Genomic DNA, 19,359 nt, shown 5'->3' on the forward strand with positions numbered 1-19,359 from the left:
AATCTAAAGATGCGTCGAAATAATTGGAATTTACACATTTTAACAATACTCCTTCTAGTTTCAATACAATCAACTGCTCAAAATAGGAAAAAATTAATAAAAGGAGAGATACAGCCTGGTCAATTTGTTCCTGATTTCAAATTCGAAACAATAATTGACTTTCGAGGTAATAATGAAAATACAATTGAAGGGAATACAAAATTGTCCGAATTTAAGGGCAAATTGATCATATTCGATTTCTGGACAACCAATTGCACATCTTGTATTGAACATTTTCCAGAATTATCCGCATTACAATCAAAATTTGAAAAGGACATTATTATTTTACTAGTAAATACTTTACAAGATGAACAGGAAATTAAGAACTGGATAAAGTCAAATATACAAAGAAACCCAGAAAAGAATATAATTCCAAAAAACTTGAAAATAATTGTAGATAAGGATCTGGCTAATTATTTCCCACTAAGAACATCAATTGGATATCATGTTTGGATTGGAAAGGATCAGAAAGTTATCTTAAGAGGTATTCCAGTAAATACAAATGAAAGAAAAGTATTAGATTATCTTGATGGAAAAGATATCTTCTTTATTGAAGATCAAAAAACAAGAGAAATAAAATCGAATAGTTCCTTCTTTGCAAAAGATAATACGAATTTCGATTACTGCTCAACCATCGGAGGATTTCAAGAAAAAGATGCGAACCCCTATGGTGAGGTAATTGAAAATATAAAAAATAATCGAAATGCAACCATAAGGAGTACATATCTCAACAGATCAATTTCTGATCTGTACACTTTTGCTTTGCAGGACGAATTAAATTCAGACACGTCAATACTTTTCACTGCATCCTTTCTACCGAACATAGTTCTACTTGTAAATGATACATCTCAGGTAACTATTAGAAAAAAATATCTGAATGCCGAGGAAATTACAGATAGATTATATCGAAAATCACTTTTTTCTTATGAGCAGATATCCTCAATAAAATATAGTAGTCAATTAAGAAGGAAACTTATGTATAGTGATTTGAATAATTATTTTAGATTGAACTTTAAAATTGTAGGTTCTATTGTACCACAATTAATACCATGTTATAAAGTAGTTAAGTCAAACTCCGTCTTAATTCATAAATCTGATAGAACAACAAGTAAGATTGAAATTAAGGAAAATATGATAGAATTTTCCGGAATGACATTACGAGAAATATTGCATGAATATTTTCTTGGTTGTAGGAAGATATTCAAAAATGAATCTGATGTAGTAATAATGGGGTTTAATGATTCAGAAAAGTATGATTTAAAACTCCCACTTCAGAGGCTGTTTGAAGATTTAACTCAGCTAAATGCGATTCTAGCTCAATTTGGCCTAAAAATTATTAAGAGCAATGATTTTGTAAATCAAATAACCATTCAAGATGCTTGATAAAGAGGTGGGAATTTCCACCTCTTTATATACTCAATTCAAATTAATCCCTTTCATAGACAACTCTACCGTTACCGTCTGGTGTTAAGTTTTCACCAGGAGTACTCAATTCATTTTGAATTTTGGCGCCTAAAGCACCTGTAGAAACGTCATCTACTTTAGGTTTACCAACCCAGCTCATAGGTTTACTTTGAGCAATCACTTCGGCTAAAGTGTAAACATCATTATCTTCAATGATAAGAGCGCAAAGTGCACCATCATTAGGACAATCGGAATCATCAAATGAAACTTCTGTATAGAATGCAGGATCAGTGATATCTGTACCAGAAGTAGAATATACAAAACTATGACTAGCTCTGTTTTTCGCAGCATCAACTTGAGAAACACAAACTGTGGCAGTAGCGACTAGGATAGCGCAAATGGCCAAAACATTAAATTTCATAAAATTAAATTTTAAAGGGTAAAAAATGAATGTTACGTAACAAGGTAAAATTCTATCATTAAAAAAAGTTTAAAGTTTAAAGTTTAAATTTTGAATTTTATTAATCCGTTCTTCGTTATATCCTATCATTTCTATCAGGAATAATATTTTCATTTAGGTTAAATAATTACTCTTTAGTCTTATGGATGCTCCAATTCATAGATATATAATCTTATTTTTGAATATTCTACCAACTTAATGATTTGTCATACTCAACAATTTTCGGGATTATATAATCTTCCTTGTTTTTTCGATATGAACACTTAATTCTCTATTTGTAAGGCAATGTTCAATTTAATTGTATTGCGCTCAAAAAAATTATTTTCGACTAAAGTATCTGTTACCAAAAATCATGAACTATATTTTAAACTAATTTGACATTTTGAAACGATAACTATTAAAATAATAGCATTGAAATTATAAATTTTAAAATGAGTATCAATTGATATTTCAGAAAGATTTTTGTTGATATAGGAAACTCATCAATTATTGATAATAGTAGTCAGCAATAATATTTTTTTTAGTTGAGTGTCACATGTTAGTCTCCTTCCCAATATTTAAGACACCTCAACGATCTACCCTTATTCAAATTATTTCCGTTTGTAGGCACTAAAAATGCTTTATTAATTAATTCCTAATTCTACTATACTATTCCAATTCATAATAGATCCTTCCATAATAGGGATTTGAATCTGATCCCGGCTCATTAAGAGCTCGCGTAATTCCATACGAGAGACTGGATGGTGATGAAGAGTAAATATCTACTTTGGGTTTCCCAACGTAATCAATATATGGTGCATCCCAAGGTGTGTAAATATCTGTGTCTTCAACATAAATAGCACAAATATATCCAGCGCCATAACATTCTGGCTCGTCATATGATATTGTGTAGTTAGTTGGCACATAAGGATCACTATATGGAGCCAATACAAATAATACCACTGAGTAATTATGAGTTTTTGAAAAAGAATTCCATGTCAGGAATGTCGTAGCTATTAATGTTATGGAATATATAATTGACTTAATCATAGCGAATAGTTTTAGAAATACTCTGCAATTCTGATTAACCATCCATTCATATTACTATTTTTCTAAATATTAATTCTGAGTTACCTTTTTACTCTTGTTAGCTAACAATGCTATAAGTCCAATTGCTATAAAAAACAGATTGAATACAATGTGTTGATCCCATGTAAATCTTGATATTATCCCGCCACAACTACATGGCACTTTATCTGCGAATGTGATCATGCCAATCAGGTACACAGTAAAAATTGTAATTAGTAAAAATGAGGCTTTAAGAGCTATTCTTCTTGATCGCTCAAAGACGAATAGTAATGATATTATTAATTCTATCCCTGGTATTAAAATGGCCATATATTTCCCATAACCACCCAACAAAGGAGATTGATTAAGCTGGTATACGAAAGATTCAAAATGAAAAAGTTTCGATAAAGCAGCGTATGTCCAAAGTATTATAAATGCCAAACTTATTCCGTCTACAATTCTTGAATTTTTCAGGGACATTTTACTCACTTTAATAGTTAACCAAAGTACACTTTTGAGAACCAAGGCTTAATAAAACCTCGAATGCTCATCGATGACAACAATAACAAAGCTATTAACTAACACTTGAAGAAAAACCGCAGTCACTCAATTTTCTTTCAAAATTTGAATTAGAATATTAAAATCATTCACATCCATTTTCTTTAATAGTATTCTTCTTTCTGAAATTTGGAACGTTTAGTCTACTACAATGATTTAATTGAGATCCTTTTTAAATGTCCAGTTTGATAGAAATTGCTAGGAGTTATCGTTGTTTTGTTTCCATAAGAATTTAAAACCGCTAATTGTTTTTTCCTTAATCGATATAAGGTTTTGTATCTTTATTGATTTATCAATCAAATTGAAATATCGTTTATTTGCAATGGAATTAACAACTAAAGTGATTATAAGTATATTCAATTTTGTGGTGTACTTGCCAGTTTATTGTAGGAAAATTTATATTTCTTAATATATCCGAACTATTTATCACCCTTTTTCCAACCTAATAACATATATATATGTATAATTAAGAAGATCATAAACATTATCGCTCGTATTCTTGCGAGTGATTTCTTTACTGAAGTAAGACCGCACTTAAATGATTTAAATTTGAGGTAGTAACAGTTCAAGGCTGAACTGTTTCTTAAAAATTTTCATGAAGAAGCAATGGGAGACTGACTTTTCAGTTTCCCTTTTTTTATTAGCTATTCATCGGTAATAATAACGTGTCAAATTTTGAGATTTTCCAAGGAAAAGACTTTTTCATGTTCAGACTGATATTCCTCAGCATCGTTTTTGGTTAATTTTATCTTGAGTCTAACAATGGTAATGTGTAATTACTGTTGATAAAATCATGAATCCTAAATGGTTGAGGGCTGTTTTTTCAGCCCTCTATTCATTTCCGCTCCTATTTCTTCATTTGGGTTATTAAACAAAAGAATATTTGATAGTTACAACAAGTCATGTATATCATTAAAAATAAATATTTAATAAATTAAAAAAATAAAAATATAAAAATACCTCGAAAATATTCTCACCCTTTTTATGCAAAAAACACATCTATAATAAAGTAAAGAAACTAATGTTCGTGACCTTTTATTATTAAAATGCAGAAATCGTTTTTTATACTGTGTCTGGCAGTTTTATTTCCATTCTATTTATCAGCACAGAAATCGGGGAATTACTTCCAAGAAATCTATTCGAGAATGTTCGATTCCCGGGGTGCTCTGTACAATGGGCCGGCGTATAATTCTTACTACGATCCCCAAATTTACGACAACAAGCACCCCTTCATGGGAACGGGGGAATTCGTCTACGGTTGTGTCGTGTACGACGGCAGATCTTACGAGGATGTACTCATGCAGTACGACATGGTGCAGGACGAATGTATCGTGGCTTACAGGGATGAGCGGGCGAAAATCACGCTGCGTAAAAACTTGGTGAGCGAGTTCAACATCGATGGGAAACGCTTCGTAAACGTACCCGCAGCTCCCGGGTTAAAAGCAGGTTACTACCAGGAGATTTACAGCGGCAATTCCCGCATCCTGGCACGGTACCAGAAGAACTACCGCAGCAGGGTACCATACGGTAACAGGGTGTGGAGCTTTATCGATGATGTACCGGTAACCTACTTCCTCTATTACGGTGGCACGTACCGCTCTTTCGAAGATGAAATCACCTTGTTCCGCGCCTTGAAAGAACGGAAAAAGGATCTCCGCAAGTTTATAGATGACAGGGCTATTTCTATCAACCTTGACCCTATCTATTCCTTTATCTTGATCGGGAAATACCTCGACGGTTTTTTCGGGGATGCTGAAAATGTAAACGGGCAATAAACATTGTTTGTATGACTTATTATCCAAAATCTAATTGAACTTTTTCCATGAAGTGTTTATACACGGTATTACTTATCGTGGGCGGTAGCATTGCCGTTACTGCCCAATCGAAAAAATCGCTGGATGGCAAGGTCAGCCTGGAGCTCGACAGCGTGAAGATCTCCGCCTTGGTGAATGCCATCGAGCGGCAACAACCCGTATTTTTTTATTACGATAGCGCCGGGTTATCCGGTATCAACCTCAGCGTTCACGTGAAGGATAAACCCCTGGACGAAGCGCTTTCGATCGCTTTCGATACCCCGGGGCTCTTCTTTTCCGCCGATGACGACGGGCATATTTTTATCACGGTGGGCCAAGCTATCAGCATGAACCCCGGCACCACCACCCTGAAGCCGGGCGGGGCGGCAGCGACCTTACCGGGACGTGCCCTGCAAACGGCAAGCCCGCCTACCGCCGGTACTTTCGTACCCCCGGCGAGGCTCTCTTCGGAAGACAATAAACTCTACACCATAGGCACCGCTTCCGACCATTACGGCGAAGGCAAGGCCACGCTCTCCGGCTATATACGCCATAATGAAACCGGGGAGGGTATCAGCGGCGCTTCCATCGCCGTGGAAGGCACACCGCTGCGCGTGATCAGTGACCAGTACGGTTATTACGTGGTTACCCTGCCCAGGGGGGCGAGGGTACTGCACGTCAGCTACCTCGGCATGGCCGATACCCGCCGCAAGCTGCGCGTGTTCGGGGATGGCAAACTCAATGTCCGCATGGATAATTACGTCACCGCGCTCAAGGAAGTGCGGATCTCCGGCGAGAAATCTTCCAACGTGCGTTCCACCGTGGTCGGTATGCAGAAGGTCGATATCAAGACCGTCAAGGAATTGCCGCGGCTGATGGGCGAGGCCGACGTGGTGCGCGTGCTGCAAACCCTGCCCGGCGTAACCAGCGTGGGCGAAGGCAGCACGGGCATGAACGTGCGCGGCGGCGCCGTGGACCAGAACCTCGTCATGTTCGACGGTGCGACCATCTTTAGCCCCTCGCATTTCTTCGGTTTCTTCTCGGGATTCAACGCGGGGGTGGTCAAGGATGCCGAGCTTTACAAGAGCAGCATACCCGCGCGTTACGGCGGCAGGCTTTCCTCCGTGCTGGAGGTAGTGACCCGCGAGGGCAACCGCGAGAAATTCTCCGGGAGCGGCGGCATCGGGCCACTCAGCGGCAACCTTACCCTGGAGGGACCTATCGGCAAAAAAACGACCTTCATCGCGGGGGGCCGGTCCACCTATTCCGACTGGGCACTCAACCTCCTCGATGACGATAGGTACAAGAACAGCAGCGCTGCCTTTTACGACCTCAATGCCAAGATCACGCACCGCTTCAACGACCGCAACACGCTGTACCTGTCCGGTTACTGGAGCAAGGACCGCTTCAAGCTGGACGGCGATACGCTCTACCGCTACGGCAACCGCAACGCCGTGCTGAAATGGAAACATTTCTTCAATGACCGTGCCTTCGGGCTGTTCAGCGCCGGTTACGATTACTATGACTTCGATATGGAAAGCGACCGCTCCACCGTGAACGATTTCCGCTTCCGTTTCAATATATCCCAACTGCATGCTAACTACGACCTCGTGTACACGCTGGATAATACGCACAAGCTCACCGCCGGGCTATCGGCCACGCGCTACGAGCTGCAACCCGGCGAGTACCGCGCGGTGGGCAAGGGCCAGGCATTACCCCGCGGCGTGCAGGGCGAACGGGGACTGGATGCCGCCGCTTACATCGGGGACCTGGTCAAGGTGAGCGCCGACCTCTCCATCGACCTGGGGCTACGGTTCAACTATTACTCCTACCTGGGGCCACACGATGTCTACAGCTACATCCCGGGCGCCCCGCGCGAAGTAAATAATATCACGGATACGGTTACACGTTCCGGCAACATCAAGGGTTACATGGGGCTGGAGCCGAGGGTAGCATTGCGCTATAGCCTTAACGGCAATACCAGCATCAAGCTGGCTTATAACCGTACCCGCCAGAACATCCACATGTTGAGCAATACCACGGCGATCAGCCCGCTGGACACCTGGAAGCTCAGCGATGAATTTATCAAGCCGGGCACCGGGGATCAACTGGCGCTGGGGCTGTACAAAAATTTCAGGGACAACAGCATCGAGACGAGCGTGGAAGTATATTACAAGCGCATACGCCACGCCGTTACCTACAAGAACAACGCGGAGCTATTCCTCAACGACCATATCGAGACGGACATCGCCAACGCTAACGGCAGGGCCTACGGCATCGAGTTCCTGGTGAAGAAGACCTCCGGTAAACTCAACGGCTGGTTTGCCTACACCTATTCCCGCACGGAGTTGCAGATGGACGACCCGCTCGTGCCGGAGCCGATTAACGGCGGCGCGTATTTCCCCGCCGACTACGATAAACCGCACGTGGTGAACCTGGTGGCCAATTACAAGGTATCGCACCGTTTCAGCATGTCGCTGCTCGGCAATTACAGCACCGGCAGGCCCATCACGCTGCCGGTGGCAAGGTATTACTACGGCGGCTCCTACAGGGTGCTTTACAGCAACCGTAACGCGCACCGGGTGCCGGGGTATTTCAGGACGGACTTCAGCGTGAACATAGAGGGTAGCCACAAGCGGAAGAAATTGGCACACAGCAGCTTTACCCTCGGCGTATACAACCTCACGGGGCGCAGGAACCCGTACTCCGTTTACTATATCTCGGAGGAAGGTAAAGTTAACGGGTACAAGCTCTCGATCTTCGGTAGCGCGATCCCCTTCGCAACGTATAACTTCAAATTTTAAGCACCATGGATAGGAAGCACCTACATAAGAACTGGAAAATGTATATAGCCGCGGTAGCGGCAACGGTTTGGTTACTGGCATACTGCCGCGATCCTTACGACCCCGGTATCAAGGGGCAAGACCTCGATTACCTGGTGGTGGATGGCATCATTACAACGGGGGAAGACACCACGGTCATCAAGCTATCGCGCAGCGTGCCGCTTTCCGAGGAGGTAAAAACGGTGCCCGAGAAGGGCGCCGCGGTGAGCATCGAGATCGAGGGCGCCGAAACTTACGGCTTGGCGGAGACGGCGCCGGGCGAGTATAAAGGTATTGCCACGAAACTGGCCGCCGGTCAAAATTGCCGCCTGGTCATCGCCACGGCAAATGGTAAGCATTACAAGTCGGCATCCGTGCCGGTACGGCGTACCCCGCCGATCGACAGCATCGGCATCTACCGCTACCACGATGGTATGCAAACCTACGTGGATGCGAGCGATCCCTCGGGCGAAACCAGGTATTACCGCTGGAGCTACGAAGGCACTTACGAGTACCGTTCCCAGTACATCGCCTATATTTATTTCGACCGGACCGACAGCCTCATCAAGCAGAACGGCTACGATTATTACATCGAGCTGTACCGCTGCTGGCAGGAAGATCCCAGCACGCAGCTTTTCGTGGCCACCTCCGAACAACTCGGCCAGGACGAAATCTACCATACCCCGCTGAAACTTTTCACCCACAACGATCCGCGTTTGGCTTGGGGCTATAGCATGCTGTTAAAACAGTATGCCCTCACGCCGCAAGCATATGACTATTACAAGAACTTGCGCGCCGTAACCGAGCAGCTCGGGGACATCTTCGGGCAATTGCCCAGCGAGCTGCGGGGAAATATCAGCTGCGATGAAGATCCCTCGGAAACGGTGATCGGTTTCATGTCGGCCGCCACGCTTAGCAAGAAAAGACAATTTTTTGGGCGGCCGGGCAACTGGACCTACCGGGAAGTTTGCGAGACGGCGGACACCGTAACAACTACTACAAAATTGGGGCGCTACCAGCACTTCTCAACCAGTAACGTGTTCCCCGTTTATATCAATAACGATGAACAGAAGAAAGAGCTCGGCAAGATCAGGAATTTCAATTGTATCGACTGCCGGAGCCAGGGCGGCACGAACGTAATGCCGGAGTTTTGGCCATAATAATTTAATGCTATGAATAAATTAATTATAATCATACTTACATTGATTCAATTTTCTACGTTACAAGCCCTAGGACAAATAAGCGGCGGAAACGAAAAAATAAAATGCACCGAGGAAATAAAACTGACTACAGATCGGGAGGTATATCTTTCCGGGGAAACACTTTGGTTTAAAGTTTACCTTATATACACGAACTCAGACAACGCAGTAAAGAGCAAAATCGCCTATTTAGAAATACTAGATTCAAACTTAACCCCAATAAAACAATTAAAAGTCAAAATTGAAGATGATATCGGCTACGGTGCAATTTATCTTCCACTAGATGTTCAAACGGGTCAATATACTATATCAGTATATACCTCATGGATGAAGAATTTTGGTCATAATAGCTTTTGCAATAAAAAAATAGCAGTAATTAACTCTTTTAACAAAATTGATAGTTTGCCAACCGTATCCAATAACCATACTGTTAACTATGCAAATAGCACTGAAATAATTTGCGACAAAAGCAGATACAACCAACGAGATGGCGTGGTAGTCAAAATCAAAAATAATAATGGAGATACATTGAATTCACCCGCCACATATTCATTGAAGGTATACCGAGTAGATGCCTTAGATACAACAGGGAGTCTATATTTGGATGTAGCCGGTAAAAGTAGCCAGTACACAGTAAATAATAAATCTATATTATATCCTCCGGAAATTTATGCCCCTATTCTTATGGGCAAAGTCGTAAGCAAATCAACGGGAATACCATTGGCAAATCAAGATATATATATTTCTGTGCCGGGTCGAATCCCAAGATTTTATGTAACGAGAAGCAATCGGAATGGCCAAATTTTCGCTGAAATGACAAAATACTACGGGGATGGTGAGATTATTATTCAACCAGCTACTGGCAATCCAGATGTCGTCATCAATATCAATTCACCCTTTTATTCTAGGCACCAAGAGTTTGATAGAGCACCATGGACACCTACAAATGCACGTTTAATAAATACATTAAAAGCCAGGCATAGAAATCTACAGATTTCAAAAGCCTATTCCCCTATGGGCCCGGAAAAAGTGAATATTCCGAAGGAGGCACTTGATAGTCTCCCATTTTTTGGCACTTATGACGAACAATTTAACTTGGATGACTACACGAGGTTTACTACCATGGAAGAAGTGTTTAGGGAATATGTAAGAACCGTTATGGTACGAAATTGGAAGGATACGCTTCACCTATTAGCACTCAACAATGCTAAGGCCTCACCCGGTTTTTTTAATTCAGATCCCTTGGTATTGATTGATGGTGTACCGATTAAAAACAACAAGAAATTCTTCGCCTTCGATCCGCTAAAATTAAGGAAAGGAACGGTGATGGCAAGACCCTATTTCTACAATACTTCCGTATCGATGGGCGTGGTTTACCTGCAAACATACAAGGGAGACCTGGCAGGATTCCCTTTGGACAATTATGTTACAATCATGGACTATAACGGCATACAATACCCGAAGAAATTTTATTCACCCGATTATAGTATGCAAAATAATATAAGAATCCCCGACAATCGCGAACTTCTTTATTGGAACGCAATTGTAAAGGATGGACAGGATGTAGAATTTTATACAAGCGATCTAAAAGGAGAATATAAAATAATAGTTGAAGGCTATTCTAAAAACGGTGATTATACAAAATCCATTAAATCTATCTATGTTAACTAGTAGTGAAGATTGGTAATTATGTTCTTTCAGCGGAGCATAAATTTTGGCACCTTGCACAAGGCAGGGTGCTATTTTTTTTGCTAGATAAATCTACCAAAATATATGTAATTTCATTAAGTTCATTTTATTTTAAAATCATCTCATTGTATTAACCCATGAAATACGCACTAGTTAACAATGCAAAATTAGAAGCAACTAAAGGCTCTAGAGGTATATGCCCATATTGTAGGGCTGAATTAATTGCGAAATGTGGAGAATATAAAATACACCATTGGGCACATACATCAAAAGGAAATTGTGATCCTTGGTGGGAAAGGGAAACCGATTGGCATCGGTTATGGAAAGGTAATTATCCGGAAAAATGGCAAGAAATAGTTTTTCGCGATTCTACATCCGGAGAAAAGCATATTGCGGACGTACAAACCGACCATGGACTAACAATTGAATTTCAACATTCGAATATTAATTCAGAAGAACGAAAGGCCAGGGAACAGTTTTACAAAAACTTGGTTTGGATTGTCGATGGGACTAGATTGAATTCAGATTTTCCACGTTTTTTACTTGGTAGTAAAAAATTCAAAAGTAGCGGAAAACAGGGATTATATTTTGTTGATCTATTAGATAAGAATTTCCCAATTAATTGGAAGGATTGCGCTGTGCCGGTTATATTTGATTTTAAGGTGTTGAATGAATTAACTGGTAATGATAAATTTCGAGATAATTTGTATTGTTTATTTCCTGACAAAGTTAAACACTATAACATACTTGCAATCATCTCCCGTACAACTTTTATAGATTCAACCAAGAATGGAACATGGCTAAAGTGGTATTTAAATTTTGTTGGCAAATCAAATGCTGGTTTAAAGGCAGATGAGCTAAGTCAAGAGAAACAGACGCCAAAGAAGGCCGTAAGGCCCCGTACAGCTGATATAATTGTAAAAGGTCGCTTTAAAAGACGAAGTAGGTTATAATTTGGAAAAATTAATTTAAAATAATATTATACATTTTTTACAAAAATACTAGGCGGACGCTCTTTTCCCACGTAACTCATTATTGCAATATAATAAAATCAAATTTTCAACGTCTGATTTTAGGAACCCCTTCGTTAATATTTCAACTATACCATATTTCTTATAGTTTTTTAGTTGCAGATTTGAACCCGTTGTTATTACAATTGGAATGTTAGGGCACTTACTATGAAGGATTGAAAAATGCATGTCTGGCACTTCATCTGGCAAATGAAAATCCGAAAAAATTACATCAGGTGCAAAGTATTTAAGACTTTCCAATGCTTCTCGGCTAAGGTGGCATACTTTAACATTAAAACCTATATCTGTTAAAAATCTCTTTAGTAGGGCGGCATTCATAAAATCGTCATCTATTACCATTGCTTTCAAATCATTACTCATAGACATCTCAAGTGTATTTCCTAGATCAAACTGAGGAGGTTCGTTGGTCGAAGTTTTAATTGGCAGATTGATTAAAAAAGTTGTTCCGAAGCCCTCAACAGAGTTAACTTTAATCGAGCCACCCAATTGCTCTACGAATTTCTTTGCTATTGTTAGGCCCAATCCAGTACCAGAAACTTGCGAGCCAATAGATTTATTGTAGGGTTCAAAGAGCTCGTTAATTTTCCGAAATGGAATCCCGATGCCCTGATCACTAACCTTAATAATCAGCTCAACACCTGTTATATTAATGATTAATTTAATAGCTTTATAAGGCTCGGTAAATTTTATAGCATTAAATATTAAATTCTCAAGGATTGATGTAACCCTGTAAGTATCGATTTGTATTTGAACATCATTTGATCCAGTAATTTGGAAATTAAATTCAATTCCCTTTGCTTGGCAAGTTGAATGACTAATTTGATGAATTGTATTAAAATATGCAGTGCTTTCAACCCACGTTTTTTCATCTGCTTCAGGGATCCTATCACCGGGAATATTGTTTACTAATAAATTGTCAATGTCCCTCTCAACTCGCCTTGTTAAATTTTCAATGTTATCAAATTCTTGATCGAATCCTGCAATTTGGTCCTTCAAAATTTTTGAATACCCCCTGATCGAATGCATAGGCGCTCGGAGATCATGAACAAATTGCGATACAAGAAAATCTCGCTCCCTTTGAGCTAATTCAATACTCTTTCGTTGATTCAGCATAATTTTATGGAAATAAGCGAAAATAGGTAAATTTAAAAGTATAATTGTTGCTAAGGTAACCCAGCGGACAATGATAATACCAATTTCACTTTCGATAATTACAGGTTCAATAATTACATGGTTATTCCTATTAAATTCTATGAAAAAGAAGGCTATTCCTGCTAAAACAAAACTATAGATCCTAAACCGGCGACTCGAACTTACTAATAATGATAATGTTAGTAGAAACAAGAACATTCCACTGAAGTCGATAACTTTTTCCATAACGATACCTAGATATGCGAATGAAAGTGAATGAAGTGATTGTGAAAGATAAGCGCTTATAAGGTGTTTCCCATTTTCATTCAAAACTATAACTCCAACAAGAGCTAGCACTAAAAAGTATAGGAATACAAACTTGTGAGATCCGGTTGCTAAATAGAGGAATGTTCCATTAGACAAACACAACGCTATTGTAATGGCACTCATCGTTGTATTAAATGATGATTCCTGGGATTCGTTGATCTGGGGCTTACACATATACGCTTATTCTACATTAAGAAAATGGCTCAACATCCATTTAGAATGGAGCATATAACATATTCAAAATCGATTAGTACAGTACCTTCAAATTTCCAAGGAAACCCATACGAGAATCAGTTCCAGAAGAGTATTATGCTTTTGGACTGAACGCAAAAGGAACTCTATACGAAAGTTGTTCGTACCGTTAACTAGGTTAGCCATGTAATGTGTAAGCGCTTTGGTATAGTGCTTGGCGAGAAAGAATAATTCAAATTCAGACGATAATGCAATATTAAGATATTTCCCTGAAAACAAGCTTGTTTAATCTACGTTTTTTGAAAGTACATCCCATAATATACTGATAGAGGTAATTAAATAGAGTTAACGACGAAATTTATTTTACCCCATTAAGTTGGCTATTGCTAGAAAGTGATATATACATCTAAGAAGGTTCCAATTCAATTATCACATGAAACAGTAGATAGTCAATAGTAAAGAGATATGTCTCATTAAATTAATTGTTTTATAACTTGATATATCGGGTTTATTTTACCGTATTGTTCCGTTTGTTCCAATCATTGTTCCACTTTTTGATCATACATTGTTGATTATTAGCCCTTTAGTGCCTTTTTATGTTCCGCCGCATTTTTGTGCGTTCCGTTTTTGTTCCATTTTCAGATTTTTTGTTCCGCTTTCCCGGATTGATTGATTGGCTTCCAGGGAGATAGCTTACTTTTTTGTTCCACTTTCGGCAGGAATGAAAATGGAACGGAACAGTATTTTTTTACCTCGGGGGAGACTTATCCCTGGCATCTACCTCATCTACCTTCAGCCAACTTCAGCCAACGGTGGATCGTGCTCTTGCCTTTACCCATGATATGGGCAATCTCGTCCAGGGGCTTACCCTGGAGCCGCAGCGCCCGTGCAAAATCCTTTTGCTCGTCCTTATCCCGGAGCGCCCGGATGCCGACATGTTCCGCTTCGTTGACCTGTTCCTCCACCAATTCAAACCAGCAACTTCCAGGATGCATACGCAGCAGCTTCGCACCTTCAGCTTCCTCGAAGTGCCGGGACTTACCGCGTTTGAGAATGCGGAACTGCTTATCCTGCCCACTCTTTCGCAGGAAGAAATCACCGTCCGCCAGGTCGGTCTTGATGCCGGAACCGGCCTGTAGGTCGCTGTCGCTGAGTAGGGAGCCGCTGTGTTTCCTGAAATGATCGGTGATCAACACAGAGGTTTGGGTGCCTTCACAAAGCGCCAGTAGCGTGAACATGAGCCGGGTAATGTCCTTGTTGTTATTGGTATCCACATCCGTGAATGCCATACGTAAGTTGTCGATGATGATAAGCACCGGTTTCAGTTTCTCCACGATGGCAACAATGTTGTGTAGCTCTTCAAGCAGGTTGCGGCGCGTGGAATATACCATCGCTTTATATTGTTCTCCTACCGGGAAGGGAACACTGTCCATCAACCGCTTGGAACGGCGCCGGATGATCTTTTCGCTCAACTCACTATTGATATACAAAGTATTTCCATGCATATTAATAGATTCCCCCAGGAAATCGGGCCACTCCCCGGCGATGGCAATACAGAGTTGCATACAGAACCAGGATTTTCCCACACCCCTGGGCGAAGGGAAATGGATGAGGCTGCCTTCCGGGATGTAATGGCCGAAAAGCTGCCGTAGCTCTTGCAGGTCGGCGCCTTCAAGGGCCAACTTGCGCATGCTCTTCAGGCTGGAACGGGAGTAAAATGAAACCTGGTCGGATAATTTGTACGTTGTACCTGCCATTACTATTATTGATGATTGGGAAATTGCAACCGTACCTTGATGTCGATGGACATCGGGCGTTGTTGCTGGTGGAGCCAAATCCAGTTAGTGGCGGCTACTTTCCAGTTACGTACAGGACATCCCTTTTCCGTTTTCCATTTGCGGGCCTGGTAGTAGCGAAAGAACCCTTCGGCTGCTTTCTCCGGAAGGCCTTTTTGGTCGAAGTAGATCTTTACATGCTGCAAGGATGGTGGCACGGTGCCGCCGCAGCCGTCATCCGATTTGATGGGCTTCTTCATTTTTTATAGCTTTTGTGTTGGGAAAACTGATCCGGGGCGAGCATTTTGCTGATCTGTTCGTAGTCGTAGTACACGATGCCCCCGATCTTTTTATGAGGGAGGGTACCATCATTTCGCAGCCGCTGCAAGGTGCCTGGTGAGGCGTCCAGTAACTTACGGACCTCGCTGGTCTTCAACCATTTTTTTCCCGGCTGCCCTTGCTGCTCCCGGAGCAACTTCCTGATCTCTTCCAGGAGTTCTAATTTAAGGTCTTGCAGATCGGCTAAGGTTACTATCTGGTTTGTATAGATATGATCTCTTTGGGTGAGATTGGAACCCGCTGGTGGCGCTTTCATATAACACTCGATTTGTTAAGAGTGCAATTTGAAATGTTTGAAACGGGTTAAAGGGTAGGTGGACGTAATGGGGTCGAAAAAGCAAGTATTCTAATTCGTAAGAACTAGAATGAAGTTAACTATGGTTACTTTAATTCGACGACGGATTAATATCAACCCTATCGTTGACACATAAGTTTACCTCCTCCCTTTGATCACCTTGATTTCCGCCTGCACCTCCCGGATAAGTGTTGCAATACTTTGCATATCCTGCGCCTCCGGCACTTCCACGGTATGATAGCTATGGAAGCGCCACAGTTCCAGTACCTCGGAGAAAGGAACGGTGTAGGGCTGGTAGCTTTTATTCATGGATTCCATTAGTAAACCATCTCCTTTTAGCGTTACCTGCTTGAATACAAAATCCTGCTCACCCTTCAGGATAGCCACGCAGAGGGTTTGAGGTTTGATATCCCGCCAGTCTTCCAGGTACTGGCCGATCACATCACAGCCATCCGGGAAAGGCAACATGGAATCTCCTGTTATCGTGAACATCCGGTACGTTTTCCCTTTCGGCAGTGAAGGAAAACTGAAGCGCGGTAAACCGGCGATAAACTCCGGGTCGCGGTGACCGGCTATATAGCCGGCCTTGGCCTTTACCGGCACATATTCCAGGTTTTCCTTGCTCGTCTTATCCACTGTCATCGCCAGCACCCGCATATTGCTGCCCGTGATATACACATCATTGCCTGCCTCCAGTTGCCGCAGGCTCAGCTCTGAGAGGCTGGAAAGGTCAATTTTAAACAGCGAGTCCACGCTGATCTTGAAATATTCCGAGATATTCAAAAAATCTTCCGGCAAGGGTGATTTAGTCTGGCCGCTTTCCAGGGCGGCCAGCTTGGAGCGTTTGATGCCCAATATATTAGCCAGCTCTTCCTGGCTTTTATGCTTGCGCTCCCGGAGGAATTTCAGGTTCCCGCAGAAAAATATTTTTTGTGTCTTCATTTTTCGTTGCTATTATTGATAACAATACTTTGTCATTATTAATGACAAATATAAACCAATAAATTGAAGTGGCGATGGAAATAGCGGAGACAAAAAAATCAATTATAGAAAAGCTGCAGCGGCAGATACTGGAGCTGCAAGGCATACGCGATACCGGGACTTCTAAAGTTAAGGGCCTGGGCGAAGTGGAAAAAGCGTTCCCAAACGGTACTTTTCCCACCGGGGTCATCCACGAATTTACCAGCAATGAATACGGGGGTTACGTGGCCACCCACGGCTTTATCGCCGCACTGCTGGGCAAGCTGATGGCGCAAGGCGGCCCCTGCCTTTGGGTAAGCCGCAATCGCCGGGCCGCACCAGGGGGATTGGCGGCCTTCGGTATCCCGCCTGAGCGGGTCATTTTTATCGATCTCGACCGTGACAAAGACCTCCTCTGGACCATAGAGGAGGCGCTTAAATGTCCCGGTTTATCCGCTGTCGTCGGAGAGGTCGGCAACCTCGACTTCAATGCCTCCCGCCGGCTACAACTGGCCGTGGAGGAAAGCCGCGTGACGGGCTTTATCCATTGCTGCCGCCCGGCCTACCTGCAGCAGACCACCAGTGTCGCCCGTTGGCGGATAGCTCCCCTGCCTAGCTGGCTGCCGGATGGTATGCCCGGTATTGGACATCCTTGCTGGCGGGTGGAACTACTCAAGGTCCGAAGTGGCAAACCTGGTACCTGGGATATCCAATATGCCGCCGGGCAACTACGACACCTGGACCGACAATCGGTAACAGCAGCAACATACCTTGAAAACGCGGGATAAGATGGAACGCTACCTATCTATATGGTTTCCCCGACTTTTGACAGACTGGAAGGAGAGGCACGAGCCGAACCTGAAGGGGAAGGCTTTCGTTTTGGCCGAACTGGAACGCGGTCGCAAGGTCATCCGGGCAGTCAGCGCAGCAGCACAACCATATGGCATCCGTTACGGCACTGTCGTCGCAGATGCCCGGGCAGCCTATCCCTCCCTGTTGGTTTATGACTACGATCCCGACCAATCCTTAATCCTGCTAGGCAACATTGCCGAATGGTGTATCCATTATAGCCCTGTAGTTGGGGTTGACAGCCCAGATGGCCTGGTACTGGATATAAGTGGTTGCACCCATCTCTGGGGCGGGGAAATACCTTACCTGGAAAAGATCACGGGCAAGTTCAAAACCACCGGTTACAGCGTCCAGGGAGCTATAGCCGATACCATAGGGGCTGCCTGGGCACAGGCCCGGTACGGAAACAGCCCGTTCATCATCCCTCCGGGCAGGCAGCGGGAAGCGCTTTTAGCCCTGCCACCGGCAGCATTGCGCCTGGAGCCGGGACTCCTGAACCGGATGCGGAAGCTGGGCTTTTACCAGGTGGGCAATTTTATATCCATCCCCAGGGGCACACTTCGGCGCCGTTTCGGCCAACAGCTACTGGATCGCCTGGCACAAGCCCTGGGGGAAGCCCGCGAAGCCTTGACCCCTGTAATACCAGTGGCACCATACCAGGAGCACCTGCCGAGCCTGGAGCCGATCCAAAGCGCCGCTGGTATTGAAATTGCTCTGCAACGTCTTCTGGAAACCCTGTGCCGACGACTGTTCCGCGAGGGGGTAGGCCTGCGCAAAGCCGTGCTGACCGTTTACAGGATCGATGGAAAAAAGCAACAGTTAGAGATCGGTACCAACAGGCCGTCTCGCCATACAGCGCACCTCCTGAAGCTTTTCAAGCTAAAGACCCAGGCCATCGCCCCCGGCCTGGGCATCGAGTTGTTCGTGCTGGAAGCGCCGGTAGTGGAAGAACTCACCCAGACCACCGAAACCCTCTGGAAATGCCATGACCCGGCGGATGAAGAGGCGGTAGCCGACTTGCTCGACCGCATGGCGGGGCGGTTGGGCGCGTCGGCAATCCGGCGCTACCTGCCCCAGGAACACTACTGGCCAGAACGGGCAACCCGGCCGGCAGCTTCCCTTTCCGAGCCCTGTACTACCGGTTGGCGGAGCCATGTGCCCAGGCCGGTATGTCTCCTGGCGGTGCCCCTGGCAATAGAGGTCATGGTGCCGCTGCCGGACTACCCACCCATACAGTTCCGCTACCGGGGAACCTGGCACAAGGTAAAGAAGGCGGATGGGCCTGAACGGATTGAACAGGAATGGTGGATGCAACAAGGCGACCACCGGGACTATTACTGCGTGGAAGATGAACCAGGGCGGCGCTACTGGATCTTCCGGTTGGGACTTTACGGGAAAGACACTCCGGAATGGTTCCTGCACGGATTTTTTGCATGAATAAAGACAATA

16 protein-coding genes are annotated in these 19,359 nt (G+C 43.3%); 8 read left to right on the forward strand and 8 right to left on the reverse strand.

Annotation, left to right across the window (positions count from 1 at the left end):
• The first annotated feature begins 9 nt into the window (after positions 1–9).
• The gene (locus COR50_RS18390) at positions 10–1,422 is read left to right on the forward strand and encodes a TlpA family protein disulfide reductase (protein ID WP_098195348.1); all 1,413 of its coding nucleotides are present in this window, start codon (positions 10–12) and stop codon (positions 1,420–1,422) included.
• Between the two features lie 43 nt (positions 1,423–1,465).
• On the opposite strand, the gene COR50_RS18395 is transcribed toward COR50_RS18390, so the two are convergent.
• The 3 genes from COR50_RS18395 to COR50_RS22785 form a co-directional block, all read right to left on the reverse strand.
• A complete protein-coding gene (locus COR50_RS18395; protein ID WP_098195349.1) occupies positions 1,466–1,864 on the reverse strand; it encodes a hypothetical protein in 399 nt (132 codons plus the stop codon).
• 687 nt (positions 1,865–2,551) lie between these two features.
• On the reverse strand, positions 2,552–2,932 hold the full coding sequence (locus tag COR50_RS22355; RefSeq protein WP_157760988.1) for a hypothetical protein: 381 nt from the start codon (positions 2,930–2,932) through the stop codon (positions 2,552–2,554).
• 69 nt (positions 2,933–3,001) lie between these two features.
• On the reverse strand, positions 3,002–3,430 hold the full coding sequence (locus COR50_RS22785; RefSeq protein ID WP_098195350.1) for a MauE/DoxX family redox-associated membrane protein: 429 nt from the start codon (positions 3,428–3,430) through the stop codon (positions 3,002–3,004).
• Positions 3,431–4,653: 1,223 nt separating this feature from the next.
• Here COR50_RS22785 and COR50_RS18405 point away from each other — a divergent pair.
• The 5 genes from COR50_RS18405 to COR50_RS18425 all read left to right on the forward strand — a co-directional run bounded on the left by COR50_RS18405 (position 4,654) and on the right by COR50_RS18425 (position 11,964).
• On the forward strand, positions 4,654–5,283 hold the full coding sequence (locus tag COR50_RS18405; protein WP_098195351.1) for a hypothetical protein: 630 nt from the start codon (positions 4,654–4,656) through the stop codon (positions 5,281–5,283).
• A 47-nt stretch (positions 5,284–5,330) separates the two neighbouring features.
• The gene (locus COR50_RS18410; RefSeq protein ID WP_098195352.1) at positions 5,331–8,105 is read left to right on the forward strand and encodes a TonB-dependent receptor; all 2,775 of its coding nucleotides are present in this window, start codon (positions 5,331–5,333) and stop codon (positions 8,103–8,105) included.
• Between the two features lie 5 nt (positions 8,106–8,110).
• Entirely contained in the window at positions 8,111–9,283 is a 1,173-nt protein-coding gene (locus COR50_RS18415) for a DUF4249 domain-containing protein (protein WP_098195353.1), read from the forward strand.
• A gap of 12 nt (positions 9,284–9,295) precedes the next feature.
• Positions 9,296–10,993: a hypothetical protein gene (locus COR50_RS18420; protein ID WP_098195354.1), complete on the forward strand. Its 1,698-nt coding sequence runs from the start codon at positions 9,296–9,298 to the stop codon at positions 10,991–10,993.
• A 155-nt stretch (positions 10,994–11,148) separates the two neighbouring features.
• Positions 11,149–11,964, forward strand: a complete 816-nt coding sequence (locus tag COR50_RS18425; protein ID WP_098195355.1) for a competence protein CoiA — start codon at positions 11,149–11,151, stop codon at positions 11,962–11,964.
• Positions 11,965–12,012: 48 nt separating this feature from the next.
• Here COR50_RS18425 and COR50_RS18430 read toward each other — a convergent pair whose 3' ends face one another.
• The 5 genes from COR50_RS18430 to COR50_RS18450 form a co-directional block, all read right to left on the reverse strand.
• The gene (locus tag COR50_RS18430) at positions 12,013–13,419 is read right to left on the reverse strand and encodes a hybrid sensor histidine kinase/response regulator (RefSeq protein WP_198405697.1); all 1,407 of its coding nucleotides are present in this window, start codon (positions 13,417–13,419) and stop codon (positions 12,013–12,015) included.
• Positions 13,420–14,474: 1,055 nt separating this feature from the next.
• Entirely contained in the window at positions 14,475–15,449 is a 975-nt protein-coding gene (locus COR50_RS18435; RefSeq protein WP_098195357.1) for an AAA family ATPase, read from the reverse strand.
• 5 nt (positions 15,450–15,454) lie between these two features.
• A complete protein-coding gene (locus tag COR50_RS18440) occupies positions 15,455–15,727 on the reverse strand; it encodes a hypothetical protein (RefSeq protein ID WP_198405698.1) in 273 nt (90 codons plus the stop codon).
• Complete coding sequence (locus COR50_RS18445; RefSeq protein ID WP_098195358.1) at positions 15,724–16,062, reverse strand: helix-turn-helix domain-containing protein; 339 nt, start codon at positions 16,060–16,062, stop codon at positions 15,724–15,726. The genes COR50_RS18440 and COR50_RS18445 overlap by 4 nt, the downstream gene beginning before the upstream one ends.
• A gap of 177 nt (positions 16,063–16,239) precedes the next feature.
• Positions 16,240–17,043, reverse strand: coding sequence for an XRE family transcriptional regulator (locus COR50_RS18450; RefSeq protein ID WP_098195359.1), 804 nt, complete (start codon positions 17,041–17,043; stop codon positions 16,240–16,242).
• Positions 17,044–17,117: 74 nt separating this feature from the next.
• On the opposite strand from COR50_RS18450, the gene COR50_RS18455 reads away from it, so the two are divergent.
• Together COR50_RS18455 and COR50_RS18460 are read left to right on the forward strand one after the other, a co-directional pair.
• Positions 17,118–17,849: an ImuA family protein gene (locus COR50_RS18455; RefSeq protein ID WP_098195360.1), complete on the forward strand. Its 732-nt coding sequence runs from the start codon at positions 17,118–17,120 to the stop codon at positions 17,847–17,849.
• Position 17,850: 1 nt separating this feature from the next.
• Positions 17,851–19,347, forward strand: coding sequence for a Y-family DNA polymerase (locus COR50_RS18460; protein WP_098195361.1), 1,497 nt, complete (start codon positions 17,851–17,853; stop codon positions 19,345–19,347).
• The last annotated feature ends 12 nt before the right edge of the window (positions 19,348–19,359 follow it).

It is taken from the genome of Chitinophaga caeni, from assembly GCF_002557795.1.
Classification (GTDB): domain Bacteria; phylum Bacteroidota; class Bacteroidia; order Chitinophagales; family Chitinophagaceae; genus Chitinophaga; species Chitinophaga caeni.